This window comes from Acinetobacter lactucae, from assembly GCF_013344765.1.
In the GTDB taxonomy this organism is placed as follows: domain Bacteria; phylum Pseudomonadota; class Gammaproteobacteria; order Pseudomonadales; family Moraxellaceae; genus Acinetobacter; species Acinetobacter lactucae_A.
Genome location: NZ_JABVBF010000105.1, coordinates 1 through 12,051, shown reverse-complemented (window position 1 = coordinate 12,051; position 12,051 = coordinate 1). Strand labels below are relative to the sequence as shown.

The following is a 12,051-nucleotide window of genomic DNA, read 5'->3' as shown; positions in this document are numbered from 1 at the left end:
AATTTCTATTCAATATAAGCATGGGAATAAAAACATGAATAACAAATTGGCGATTTGTTTGGCACTTTTGAGCGGTTTTGCTTTTACTCAAAATTCGCAAGCTGCAAGTTTTTCGTGTGAGGCTGCAAAAACGAAAACGGAAAAAAGTATTTGTAAAAACCGTTCTTTAAATGATGCAGATGTAAAAATGGCAACGACGTATCAAATCGTTCTGCATGCTTTACCTATGGGTGGACGAGATAACCAAAAAGATACTCAGCAGCAATGGCTGAAAAAAAGAAATGCTTGTGCTGCCAATGTCAGTTGTATTAGCAAAGCTTACCAACAACGTCAAAAGCAGTTAGATACGATATTGCAAGATAGGGTGTTAAGCCACGGCCCATTTTAATTAGATTAAAAATTTTTGATATTCAGGATTGAAAAATTCTAGAAGTACTCCATTCATAAAGCATTCGAGAACAAACAGCTTCAAAATTTAAGGAGTGATTTATGAGTGAACAAGCATCACAAAATTATAGTTTCCAAGCAGAAGTTGCCCAGCTTTTACATTTAGTGACGCATTCTCTCTATTCTAACCCTGAGATTTTCTTACGCGAGCTTATCTCTAATGCATCAGATGCATGTGATAAGTTGCGTTTTGAAGGAATTAATCATCCTGAATATTATGAAAATGATCCAGACTTACATGTACGAATCAGCTTAAATAAAGAAGATAAAACGTTAACGATTTCTGATAACGGTATTGGTTTAAGCCAGCAAGAAGCAATTGATAACTTGGGTACAATTGCTAAGTCAGGCACTAAAGATTTCATGTCAAAATTGACTGGCGATCAAAAAGCGGATGCTCAATTAATTGGTCAATTTGGTGTGGGTTTTTATTCAGGTTTTATTGTTGCAGACAAGATTACGGTTGAATCACGCCGTGCGGGTCTAGATGCATCTGAAGGGGTGCGCTGGATTAGTGGTGGTACTGGCGAGTTTGAAGTTCAGCAAATTGATAAGACTTCACGTGGTACCGACATTATTCTTCACTTACGTGATGATGCACTTGATTATTTAGAATCTTATAAAGTTAAGCAGATTGTTAATAAATACTCTGACCACATTAGTCTGCCAATTGAAATGCAAAAAGAAGTTTGGCAGGAAGAAGAGGTTGCTGAGGGTGAAGAGCCTAAAGGCGGCCAAATGGTCAAAACTGACGAGTGGGAAGCGATCAACTCGGCAAGTGCTTTATGGACACGTAACAAAAGTGAAGTGACTGAAGAGCAATATATTGAGTTTTATAAAAACTTAACTCATGACTTTGAAGCACCACTGGCTTGGGCACATAACCGTGTTGAAGGTAGTACTGAATATACCCAATTACTTTATATTCCAAGTAAAGCACCACATGACATTTTTACTCGTGAAGCAAAAGCGGGAATTAAGCTATATGTAAAACGCGTCTTTATTATGGATGATGCGGATAATTTAATTCCGAACTATTTACGCTTTGTTCAAGGTATCGTGGATAGTGCTGATTTGCCGCTTAATGTTAGCCGTGAGTTGCTGCAAGAAAGCCGTGATGTCAAAACGATTCGTGAAGGTAATGCACGTCGTGTATTAACTGTACTTGATGGTTTGGCTAAATCAGAAGATGAAAAAGACCAAGAAAAATTCAAGACTTTCTATAGTGAGTTTGGCTCAGTACTTAAAGAAGGCTTGGGTGAAGACTTTGGTAACCGTGAACGTATTTTAAAATTATTACGTTATGCGACATCAACAAATGACGAAGTAACAACTTCTTTTGCTGATTATAAAGCACGAATGAAAGAGGGCCAAAAAGCCATTTATTATGTGACTGCTGATAGTCTAGTAGCAGCGAAAAACTCACCACAGCTTGAGTTGTTCAAGAAAAAAGGCATTGAAGTATTATTAATGGCAGAGCGTGTTGACGAATGGGCAATGAATTTTGTTCATGAGTTTGACGGTACGCCATTGAAGAATGTATCTAAAGGCGCAGTTGATTTAGGTGACTTGCAAGATGCTGAAGAGAAAAAGGCACTTGAGCAAGCAGCTGAACAGTTTAAGCCTGTTGTTGAGAAACTAAGTGACTCATTAAAGGCTAAAACTAAAGAAGTACGTGTAACTACGCGTCTAGTTGATTCTCCTGCATGTTTAGTAACAAGTGAAGGTGAATTATCGCCTCAACTGATTCGTATGCTCAAACAAGCAGGGCAAGCGGTACCGGAAATCAAACCGATTTTAGAAATTAACCCAGAACACCCATTGGTGAAGAAACTCGAAGGTTCAGAGCAGTTTGATGACTTGGCAAACGTGATTTTCGATCAGGCTGTTATTGCTGAAGGTGGTTTACCAGAAGATCCAGCAGCTTATGTGAAGCGTATTAACAGTTTATTGTTGAAATAATTTAGCTTTAAAAAAGCCTCTGAGCTGTCAGGGGCTTTTTTGTGGATAAAGAAAGAGTTATCCACAATTTGATAATTTCTGATTAAAAATTAGCTTCTAGATTTATTTGAACACTGAGCTGATGTTTCGCATCATCATTAATATGGTTAAAAAAGTTAAGATCATTTTGCATAAAAAGCCAATTTCTCCACACAGGCTGGCGCCATGAAATATAAGGCCCCCAACTATTTAGTCGAATATCATTTTTGGTATATACACCACCACTATAGACACCGTAAGTAAGATGATTATCTTTTAAAAATTGATACTGCTGGAAAGTCCAATTTCCCCAACTATAATCTTCATTTTCACTCTTATTCACATTAAATTTATTAGTGAAAAGAGTGTTGTCTTGCATTTTTTGCGTTAGGTTTAGCGTTGTCTCGGTGTAGTTCCGGCTAGTAGAACCGTAGCGAAATACCTGTTCTGTATCCAAACTAATGTTATGTCTTAAATTCCATTTTTTCTTTGCCAGAAATTGGACATACACATCACTCTCAGAGTTAGATCCTAAATCAAGGTCATTTTCAAAAGGCATCCATGTTGAAATAGTGGCCCAGCTTGCACTCAGTGGATTAGTTGTCGAAATCTGAGCTGAAGAGTTCTTCTTCTTTTTACCAAAGGCTTTATATGTTTGTTCAGGCTGAGTCACACGTTTCCATAACGTATCATTTCCAAATACAGCCATAAGCTCTTGAATTAAACCAGCATCAGATAAAGCATTGTTTGCTTCTACTTCACAAGGTGAGCGTGAAAGTGATTGTCTTTTTACTTTAGCGAAACTCGTAGAAGAATAAGGATAACGTCGTGATCGTTGGTGCTTTAATGAATTATAAAAAAATTGAGAATGTGGAAGTAATGCTAATACACCCAAACTATAAATACAAATGAAGATAGCCGATCTATTTTGAAATGAAAAAGAAGAAAATTGATTCATTTTTAAAGATAAGGAATCAAAAATAAAAAATTAGAACAGTACTTTAGAAGGCTAAGCTTAAAATTTTATTTAAAAGTATTTTATTATCCATCACCTTGGATGGGTTCCAAGGTGATGTTTGGCAGCTTAAAAAAGAGCTTCTAAGCGCAAGAAGGTGCTGACAAAATGATTGCGATCTTCGCGGTGGTCATTAAAGTAATTTACATCACCTTGTACAAAGAACCATTCACGTAAAACGGGTTGGCGCCATGAAACAAACGGACCCCAACTATTTAAACGTAAGTCATTGTCGTTGTAATAACCACTTGTATAAATACCATAGTTAAAGCGGTTGTTTGCAAAGAAATGATGTTCGCGGAAAGTTCTATTTTCCCAAGCTAGATCATCGTCTTGATCATCCGCATAGGTCAGGCTGAACTGATTCGATAAAAACGGTTGATTTGGTCTAGCATGAGTCAGTTCAAGATTGGTACGCAAGTAGTTTTCGCTATCTATTCCATAACGATAAATTTGTTCAGCATAGAACTTAAAATCATTACGGAGTTGCCAATCTTTTGATGCTTTTAAACGAACATAAACATCATCCCCAGAACGAATACCTAAGTCGGCATCGGTTTCAAAAGGCAGTTTTTTAGAGAAATTTGACCAACGTAAGGCAATCGAACTGTTGTCATCTCGAGCTCGTTTGCCATCTAATTTTTTATTTGGATCTTGATTCGGATTTTGATTAATATTGGCTGGACTGTTATTAAATTCATCATCTAAAGAATCATCACCAAATACTACACTGAGACGTTTTTCTAGAGTCGGCAGCTTAATCTTACCGCGAATTCTGGGTTTGATTTCATAGTTATCGTATTCATTCCAATAGTTGTCGACCATGACGCGAATGGTTGCTGTTGCGGGTTTTTGTGGATCGACTTCACCAAACCAATCATCAATTTTTTCAGAAGTACGATCGGCCCAATTACGAATGTTCTTTTGTTTGCGGTCAACCCAAGTTTGATCTTCTGTTTGTTCAGTAGGGGGAACTATAGGATGATTAGACTGCTCTGGAAAAATGGTTGGAGTTGCGTCAACCCAACGCGGTATTTTATCTAATACATTTTCATCTGTAGAGGCTTCGGTTTGTACTCCAGTTGATGTACTCCCTACTTGTGGGGTAGTAGAAGAAGAGGTCTCTGCATGAGTGATGCATACTGAACCAAATCCAATTGTTAAAAGTGCAAAAAGCTGCCGGTACGGCATTACATGAAATGTTTTCATATCTATCTTTATGTTTTGTTGTTGTTTCCACTTTTGTTGATTTTTCTAATAAAATCAAGAGGGCGACACAAAAGTTAAGTAAATTTAACTTTTTTTACATATTTGAAATAAATGAAAAAGTTTAAGCTAGTAGCGATTATTTTTAGCCAAAAAAAATCCCCCATTAATGGGGGATGATAGATCAAGGAAACTTCAAATTCCGATCATTAAATACATAAAAAACAGAACATTACAGCGCGAATATTCTAAGCGGCAATAATAAACTGATTTTTGGCAATTGGATAGTTCTTTTTTTAGAACGCTCTATTGCTAAAATGGTGATAAAACATACGATTTGATCACATTTTAAATTGTACTAGTTTATTTCTGTGGAATATCACATGATTCATCAGTACAAATAGCTGCATCATCTTGCTCGACTTCTTCAGCATTTGCTTTGATTTGCGCTTTTTCTAACACTTGTAAGAAGACTTCACGAGGTTGAGCACCAGCGAGGGCAATTCTCTGGTCAAATACAAAAAATGGCACACCAGTTACATTGAGCTGCTCACGCGCAATTTGTTCGTCATGACGAACAAAGTCAGATAGCTCATTGGTATCTAATACATATTCAACTTCGGCATTATCAAGGCCAATACGAGATGCAATTTCTTCTACAACTTCACGTTCGCCAATTGCGAGACCTTCTGTCATATAAGCATGGAAGAAAGCTTCTTTAGCTTCATTGCCTAAACCTTTGCTTTGAGCAAGGTGAATAATACGGTGTGCGTTGAAACTATTGCCTGAGTTTGCCTTTTGCCATTGGAAATCAATGCCTTCAGAGGCAGCCATGGCCGCAATATTGCGCTCCATTTCTTCCATCTCTTCATAGGTACGGCCATATTTTTTAGCTAAGCGCTCAGTATTTGAAGTGTCATGTTTTGCTGGTGCATCAGGATCTAATTCAAAACTATGCCAGTGGATTTCAAGCTCAATACCTGCTTCAGCAGCTACATGTTCGAGGCGTTTTTTGCCGATATAACAAAAAGGACAAACTACATCAGACCAGACATCAACACGCATGGGAGAATCTCATAAATTTTAATTACCCATCATAATAGGGATGATGGATCAGGATTTAAAGCTTTGAGTAGCGAATACAGTGTTGCGTATTGTGAAATAAATGGCATATAAAGAAGATATAAGCTCTATTTCATAACTATAAAGAGCAAAACTATAAGAAGGGAAATAGGAGGTGTGTATGCGCCGAGTTTTGATTGCGATTGCAAGTCTGGTTGTTATCACGAGTATTATTTTTTTCACCTATCAACATATCAAACAGCAACAGGCCAAAGACAGTAGCCAAATGTTTGATGTGGTCATGACTGAAAAAATGAATCAGCTTTATGAACAAGCACAGGATTGGTCTAAACCTGTCGAGCTTAATATTCACGATAAACGGTTGGCAGGACACTATAAGCAAATTTCAGAATTTCTTTTAAGTTATTGGATTCAAAATATAAATGCACGTAATGAATATTTAAGAGAATTAAAAGCAGCAAAGTGGGATACTTTTTTAAATATTGATCGTTTAGATCTTGATAAAAAACAGAAGTATGTGGAAACAGAAAAAATGTTAGCCGATGTTCGTACGGCTTCAGATAAATATCAAACTCAATATGAAAAAATTCATAAAACTTTCTTAGCAAAAGTTCAGGAATTATCTGTGGATGCAGAAATGAGGCAACTCCTTGAAATGAAATTGGGAACTCAGCAAAAAGCAGATCAAGACCATGCAATTTTTATGATTGAACTACAAATTTTAGATAAAGCGGAACAAATGTTTAAGCTTCTAAAAAATTATAAGTGGCAAAAGAAAGATCAGATGATTCTTTTTCATGAAAATGCTCAGGTCAAAAAGTTTAATGGGCTTTATCAAGATGTATTAAAACTAAATGCAAAAATTGAAAAAATTAAGAAAAGGAATGTAGCTTCACTCGAAGGAGATTTAAAAGAATAAGCAGAGTATGAGCATCAAGAGTTATAGTTTGGTGCTCTCGGCTTTTCCTTTGGTTAAAAAAGATTGTAATAAACTTTGAGAAGTTTGTAGTTTATTTAACTGCTCAGACACGTGCATGAGCTCAGTTTGTAGTTTTTCTTGAACTACTGAGCACAGTGTAAATACGCGTTCATCTAAATCAAAACAAGGCAGCAAAACCTGAATATCTTTTAGGTGCATGCCTGCATCATTCAATATTTTAATTTTCTTAATAGTTTCAATATCTTTTTGCGTATAACTTCGATAGTTATTATTCGCCCGATGAGGCTGTATAAGCCCTAAACTCTCATAATAACGCAGCATACGAGGGCTTACTTTTGTGAGTTCGGCAGCTTTGGCAAGGTTCATAAAATAGGCTTGACCTTAACAGTGGTGTCATAGTTTAGCATGTTTTTATCTTTCAAAATGGTACTTGTTCAATGATCAGAAAACTCATTTTATTGGTGTTATTCGGATGGATGTCATTTGTTGCAAATGCCAAAACATTGGAACTTCAGGAGAAGAACATGCGTCAAATATTTGTGCTTCACGGTTACTCTGCTTCTATCGATGATCACTGGTTTTTAGATTTAAAACATCAAATAGAAGATGAACATACAACCGTTACTTTAATTCCATTTCCAGATTCTGAGCATCCAGATGTGGATGCTTGGCAAAAGGTTTTAGACAAACAGATCCCTAAGGTAGATGAGAATACCTATTTTGTTGCACACAGTTTAGGGGTGATTACGTTACTGCACTTTTTGCAAAAACATGATTACCAGAATATTGGTGGAATGATTTTAGTATCCGGATTTTCTGGCCCAATTTCAGACTTTTCTCCACTCGATGCCTATATAACGAAAAGCAAAGTCAATACGAACTACTTTAAGAACATAAAGAAAAAGCTGGTGTATTTATCCGATAATGATGATTTAGTTCCGCCAAAACTGACTATTGAATTGGCGAAAGAAATTGATGCGCCGTACATTACCGTTCCTAATGGTGGGCATTTTTTAGGAAGGGAAGGTTATACGACGTTTCCACAAGTCGTTAATTCTTTAAAAGGGATGTTAGAGAGCAAATAAAATTTATAAGATAAATCGCACTCTATAATCTGAACACTTTTGTTTAAGTTATAGAGTGCTTTATAGGATGCAGTTTAATAAATAGCAGAACCGTACTTTTACATTAAAAAATTTAATTATATTTACCGTTTATCTGAGCATTACTGAATCACAAAGCAGTCTGTTGTAGCCTATTTATAGATACTTTTAATTTAATCATCATCTTTTTAATTTGAATAGGGTGAGTGATTTTTGGAGCAAGTTATGAACTTTCTAAAACAATCAGCCTTCATAGCTGCATTTGCTTTTATGAGTTTACCGACTGTTCAAGCAGAAGAAGTGGCTACTTTACCAACAATTCGCGTGATGGCTGAATCTGAGCTACGTGAAGAGGTGGGCTTTGTACCATATCAGGAAGATAAAAAAGTGCGTCAAGCTCTGCAACATCGTGAGTATAAAACGCATTACGATATACAAAATGCTTTAGTCTCTGAAGGTATCACGACCGTAGATTATCAGCCAGTCATGGCACAGCCAGATTTATCCCAGCTTTCTCCATTCTTACAAGAATATATTTTAGCGGTAGCAGGTGGAATACAGTCTTCTGACCCAACCAATGGCATTTTCGAAATGTTAAGACCATTGAATATTAACCGAAGTAATGTGGATGCTTATCGTGAAGGTACGATGAAAGTAAATATTAATGACCTCATAAATTTACAGCAGCAAATTCAAGATGGTTTAAAAGGAAGATAAAAGAATCCCCGCATTGAGCGGGGATTTTTTTATCTTGGTGTTAATTAAACACGTTCGATCACTGTTGCAATACCTTGACCAAGGCCGATACACATTGTCGCAAGACCGATTTGAGTATCTTGTTGTTCCATTACGTTCAACAAAGTCGTTGTGATTCGCGCACCAGAACAGCCTAGTGGGTGACCCAAAGCAATCGCACCACCATTTAAGTTAATGATGTCTTGCTTGTCATAAATACCTAAGCCTTTCATTACTGATAAGCCTTGAGCAGCAAATGCTTCGTTTAATTCAATAGTTTGAATATCAGCCATCGTTAAACCAGCACGTTTAAGTGCTTTTTGAGTTGCCGGAACTGGACCGTAACCCATGATTGCTGCGTCACAGCCTGCAACCGCCATAGAACGAATTACAGCGCGTGGTTTTAAACCTAATGCTTGTGCGCGTTCAGCAGACATAAGTAACATTGCAGAAGCACCATCAGATAAAGCTGAAGATGTAGCTGCAGTTACAGTACCGCCTTTCGGGTCAAATACAGGACGTAGTGCTTTGAATGCTTCAAGGTTTGCATCTGGACGAATTACTTCGTCGATGTCGCAAAGGATTTTAAAACCATTTGCATCGTGGCCTTCAACACCAACGATTTCGTTTTTGAAACGACCTTCTTGAGTTGCAGCCCAAGCACGACGGTGAGATTCAACACCAAAAGCGTCTTGCTCTTCACGGCTGATGCCATTCATGCGACCTAACATTTCAGCAGTTAAGCCCATCATGTTAGATGCTTTTGCATAGTGTTTAGATGCTTCTGGGTTTAAGTCGATACCGTGCATCATACCTACGTGACCCATGTGCTCTACACCACCAATAATGAAGATATCACCTTGGTTCGTTGCGATCTGTGCAGCAGCAGTATGAAGCGCTTGCATAGAAGAACCGCAAAGACGGTTTACCGTTTGACCAGCAACAGTTTTTGGTAAGTCAGCCAGTAGGCCAATGTTACGACCAATGTTCATACCTTGTTCTAAAGTCTGGTTTACACAGCCCCAGATTAGGTCTTCAACTTCGTTTACATCAAACTGGTTACGAGCAACGAGTGCACGAACCAATTCAGCAGATAAGCTGTCAGCACGTACATTACGGAACATACCGTTTTTGGTTTTACCCATTGCAGAACGTACGCCATCAACGATGACAACGTCACGTGGATTTAAAGTAGCCATTCACGTTGCTCCTTAACCGTAGAATTTTTTGTTGTTAGCAGCCATGTCACGCAACATTTGTGGCGCTTCATAAGCCTTACCTAAGTGTGCATATTTGTCGCAAAGTGCAACGTATTCAGCAACACCTGTTTGGTCGATATAACGACATGGACCACCACGGAATGGAGGGAAACCTACACCCATAATCATTGCCATGTCTGCTTCAGCAGCAGTTGCAACAATGTTGTCTTCTAAGCAACGAACTGTTTCGTTACAGAAAGCAAGCATCATACGGTCAATGATTTCTTGGTTATCAAACTCGCGTTTTTCGCCAGTAACGAAAGGAGCAATGATTTCATATGCTGTTGGATCAACAGTTTTTGCTTTCTTGCCTTTCTTATCGAGTTCGTATTTGTAGAAACCAACGTCATTCTTTTGACCAAGACGTTTAGCTTCGTACATTGCTTGGATTGAACCTTTGTAGTCTGGCTTCATACGGTCTGGGAAACCTTCAGCCATGACTTCTGCACCATGTACACCTGTGTCGATACCTACAACGTCGATAAGGTAAGCAGGACCCATTGGCCAGCCAAATTTAGACATTACATTGTCAACTTGCTGGAAGTCTGCGCCGTCTTTTACAAGAAGGTCGAACGCACCAAAGTAAGGGAACAATACACGGTTAACCAAGAACCCTGGGCAGTCGTTTACAACGATCGGTGTTTTACCCATTTTTTGAGCAAGCACAACAGTAGTTGCAATCGCTTCTTCAGAAGTCTTTTCACCACGAATCACTTCTACAAGCGGCATCATGTGAACTGGGTTGAAGAAGTGCATACCAACGAAGTTTTCAGGACGTTGTAATGCTTTTGCTAAACGCGTGATTGAAATCGTAGAAGTATTAGAAGCAATAATCGTATTTTCACGAACATTCTTCTCAGTATCCGCAAGTACCATTTCTTTTACTTTTGGATTTTCTGTAACTGCTTCGATCACGATGTCAACTTCTTTAAACTCATCGTAGCTTAAAGTAGGACGGATACGTGCAAGCGTTTCACCCATTTGCGCAGGTTTCATTTTCTTGCGTTCAACTTGTTTAGTTAACAAGCTGTTCGCTTCTTTCATACCTAGAGCAAGTTGTGGATTACCAATATCTTTCATAATAATTGGTGTGCCTTTGCTTGCCGCTTGGTAAGCAATACCACCACCCATAATACCAGCGCCAAGTACAGCTGCTTGGTTTACAGGGTGTGCACCTTTTTCATATTTTTTAGCAGTTTTCTTAACAACTTGGTCATTGAGGAATAAACCAATCAATGCACCAGCTTGTGGTGTAATCGCAGCTTTTGCAAAACCTTCAGCTTCAGCTTTTAATGCTTCGTCACGCGCAAGGCTTGCACCTGCTTGTAATGAATCAAGTAATAATTTTGGAGCAGGGTATTGAGCAGGATTTGCTTTAGCAAGCACTGCACCTTTTGCAGTATTGAACGCCATCATTTGTTCAAGCGGATTCAATTTTACAGCTTCGAGTTTTTCTTGACGTTTTGCTTTCCAGTTTAAACGACCAGAAATTGCTTGCTTAACCAAGTCAGTTGCAGCTTCAAGTAATTTATCAGCAGCTACAACCGCATCTACAGCACCATCTTTTAGCGCAGCAGCTGGTTTTTTAGGAGCAGCCATCGCCATCCATTCAACCGCGTTGTCGATACCGATCAGACGGCTTAAACGTACGCTACCACCGAAACCTGGGTAGATACCAAGTTTAATTTCCGGTAAGCCCACTTGTGCAGCTTCTGACATCACACGATAGTCACAAACTAAACACATTTCAAAACCGCCGCCTAACGCCATACCGTTAATAGCAACAACTTTTGGAATTTCTAAATCTTCAAAGCTATTGAAGATTTCGTGAACAGGCATAAGCCAGTCAACAATCGCTTTTTCGCCTTGCGCGAAGTTTTCACCAAATTCGGTAATGTCTGCCCCAACAATAAATGTTGATTTGCCCGAGGTAACAACTAAGCCTTTAATATCGTTATTTGCTTTTACCGCAGCAATAGCAGCTTGGAAATCTTCAATTGTTGCACGGTTAAATTTATTGACCGACTCACCTTGTAAGTCAAAGCGGAATTCTGCAATTCCGTCCGAAAGCATTTGGACGGTAATGGCATTGCCAGCGTGGATCATGCCTGATCTCCTTAGTTTTGGAGGACTTCTAAGTTGATGTTATGAAGCGTGTGCACAGCTTAGGTACACATTTATGCTTCGCTAATCTTACGATAACTATATCTAAAAAAAACCTGACAAGTTGTATCAAGCCGTGACGCAAGGGTCATCAATTATTTTTAAATATTTTTTTTAATC

11 protein-coding genes are annotated in these 12,051 nt (G+C 38.3%); 5 read left to right on the top strand and 6 right to left on the bottom strand.

Annotation, left to right across the window (positions count from 1 at the left end):
• Window positions 1-34: 34 nt before the first annotated feature.
• On the top strand, window positions 35-388 hold the full coding sequence (locus HUN22_RS11430; RefSeq protein ID WP_174729327.1) for a lysozyme inhibitor LprI family protein: 354 nt from the start codon (window positions 35-37) through the stop codon (window positions 386-388).
• Between the two features lie 101 nt (window positions 389-489).
• The gene (htpG, locus tag HUN22_RS11425; protein ID WP_174729324.1) at window positions 490-2,409 is read left to right on the top strand and encodes a molecular chaperone HtpG; all 1,920 of its coding nucleotides are present in this window, start codon (window positions 490-492) and stop codon (window positions 2,407-2,409) included.
• An 82-nt stretch (window positions 2,410-2,491) separates the two neighbouring features.
• Here the strand turns inward: htpG and HUN22_RS11420 are convergent, their stop codons facing one another.
• The 3 genes from HUN22_RS11420 to HUN22_RS11410 all read right to left on the bottom strand — a co-directional run bounded on the left by HUN22_RS11420 (window position 2,492) and on the right by HUN22_RS11410 (window position 5,713).
• Window positions 2,492-3,385 carry a selenocysteine synthase gene (locus HUN22_RS11420; RefSeq protein WP_174729321.1) on the bottom strand — a complete coding sequence of 298 codons (894 nt, stop codon included), beginning with the start codon at window positions 3,383-3,385 and terminating at the stop codon, window positions 2,492-2,494.
• Window positions 3,386-3,511: 126 nt separating this feature from the next.
• Window positions 3,512-4,651, bottom strand: a complete 1,140-nt coding sequence (locus tag HUN22_RS11415) for a hypothetical protein (protein WP_174729318.1) — start codon at window positions 4,649-4,651, stop codon at window positions 3,512-3,514.
• 360 nt (window positions 4,652-5,011) lie between these two features.
• A complete protein-coding gene (locus HUN22_RS11410; RefSeq protein ID WP_174729316.1) occupies window positions 5,012-5,713 on the bottom strand; it encodes a DsbA family oxidoreductase in 702 nt (233 codons plus the stop codon).
• A 178-nt stretch (window positions 5,714-5,891) separates the two neighbouring features.
• Between HUN22_RS11410 and HUN22_RS11405 the strand changes: the two genes are divergently transcribed.
• The gene (locus HUN22_RS11405) at window positions 5,892-6,650 is read left to right on the top strand and encodes a hypothetical protein (RefSeq protein ID WP_174729313.1); all 759 of its coding nucleotides are present in this window, start codon (window positions 5,892-5,894) and stop codon (window positions 6,648-6,650) included.
• A 21-nt stretch (window positions 6,651-6,671) separates the two neighbouring features.
• Here HUN22_RS11405 and HUN22_RS11400 read toward each other — a convergent pair whose 3' ends face one another.
• A complete protein-coding gene (locus HUN22_RS11400; RefSeq protein ID WP_174729310.1) occupies window positions 6,672-7,037 on the bottom strand; it encodes a MerR family transcriptional regulator in 366 nt (121 codons plus the stop codon).
• A 71-nt stretch (window positions 7,038-7,108) separates the two neighbouring features.
• On the opposite strand from HUN22_RS11400, the gene HUN22_RS11395 reads away from it, so the two are divergent.
• Window positions 7,109-7,756: an RBBP9/YdeN family alpha/beta hydrolase gene (locus tag HUN22_RS11395; protein ID WP_174729307.1), complete on the top strand. Its 648-nt coding sequence runs from the start codon at window positions 7,109-7,111 to the stop codon at window positions 7,754-7,756.
• A 243-nt stretch (window positions 7,757-7,999) separates the two neighbouring features.
• Complete coding sequence (locus HUN22_RS11390) at window positions 8,000-8,491, top strand: hypothetical protein (protein ID WP_217488151.1); 492 nt, start codon at window positions 8,000-8,002, stop codon at window positions 8,489-8,491.
• Between the two features lie 44 nt (window positions 8,492-8,535).
• Here the strand turns inward: HUN22_RS11390 and fadA are convergent, their stop codons facing one another.
• Together fadA and fadB are read right to left on the bottom strand one after the other, a co-directional pair.
• Entirely contained in the window at window positions 8,536-9,708 is a 1,173-nt protein-coding gene (gene fadA, locus HUN22_RS11385) for an acetyl-CoA C-acyltransferase FadA (protein ID WP_005065826.1), read from the bottom strand.
• Between the two features lie 12 nt (window positions 9,709-9,720).
• Window positions 9,721-11,874 (bottom strand): fatty acid oxidation complex subunit alpha FadB, encoded by a 2,154-nt coding sequence (gene fadB, locus HUN22_RS11380; protein ID WP_002114932.1) that lies wholly within the window; start codon window positions 11,872-11,874, stop codon window positions 9,721-9,723.
• Window positions 11,875-12,051 lie beyond the last annotated feature (177 nt).

Excerpts from the sequence above, each read along its gene's own strand:
- HUN22_RS11430 (WP_174729327.1), top strand. The coding sequence starts at position 35 with ATGAATAACAAATTGGCGATTTGTTTGGCACTTTTGAGCGGTTTTGCT.
- htpG (WP_174729324.1), top strand. The coding sequence starts at position 490 with ATGAGTGAACAAGCATCACAAAATTATAGTTTCCAAGCAGAAGTTGCC.
- HUN22_RS11420 (WP_174729321.1), bottom strand. The coding sequence starts at position 3,385 with ATGAATCAATTTTCTTCTTTTTCATTTCAAAATAGATCGGCTATCTTC.
- HUN22_RS11415 (WP_174729318.1), bottom strand. The coding sequence starts at position 4,651 with ATGAAAACATTTCATGTAATGCCGTACCGGCAGCTTTTTGCACTTTTA.
- HUN22_RS11410 (WP_174729316.1), bottom strand. The coding sequence starts at position 5,713 with ATGCGTGTTGATGTCTGGTCTGATGTAGTTTGTCCTTTTTGTTATATC.
- HUN22_RS11405 (WP_174729313.1), top strand. The coding sequence starts at position 5,892 with ATGCGCCGAGTTTTGATTGCGATTGCAAGTCTGGTTGTTATCACGAGT.
- HUN22_RS11400 (WP_174729310.1), bottom strand. The coding sequence starts at position 7,037 with ATGAACCTTGCCAAAGCTGCCGAACTCACAAAAGTAAGCCCTCGTATG.
- HUN22_RS11395 (WP_174729307.1), top strand. The coding sequence starts at position 7,109 with ATGATCAGAAAACTCATTTTATTGGTGTTATTCGGATGGATGTCATTT.
- HUN22_RS11390 (WP_217488151.1), top strand. The coding sequence starts at position 8,000 with ATGAACTTTCTAAAACAATCAGCCTTCATAGCTGCATTTGCTTTTATG.
- fadA (WP_005065826.1), bottom strand. The coding sequence starts at position 9,708 with ATGGCTACTTTAAATCCACGTGACGTTGTCATCGTTGATGGCGTACGT.
- fadB (WP_002114932.1), bottom strand. The coding sequence starts at position 11,874 with ATGATCCACGCTGGCAATGCCATTACCGTCCAAATGCTTTCGGACGGA.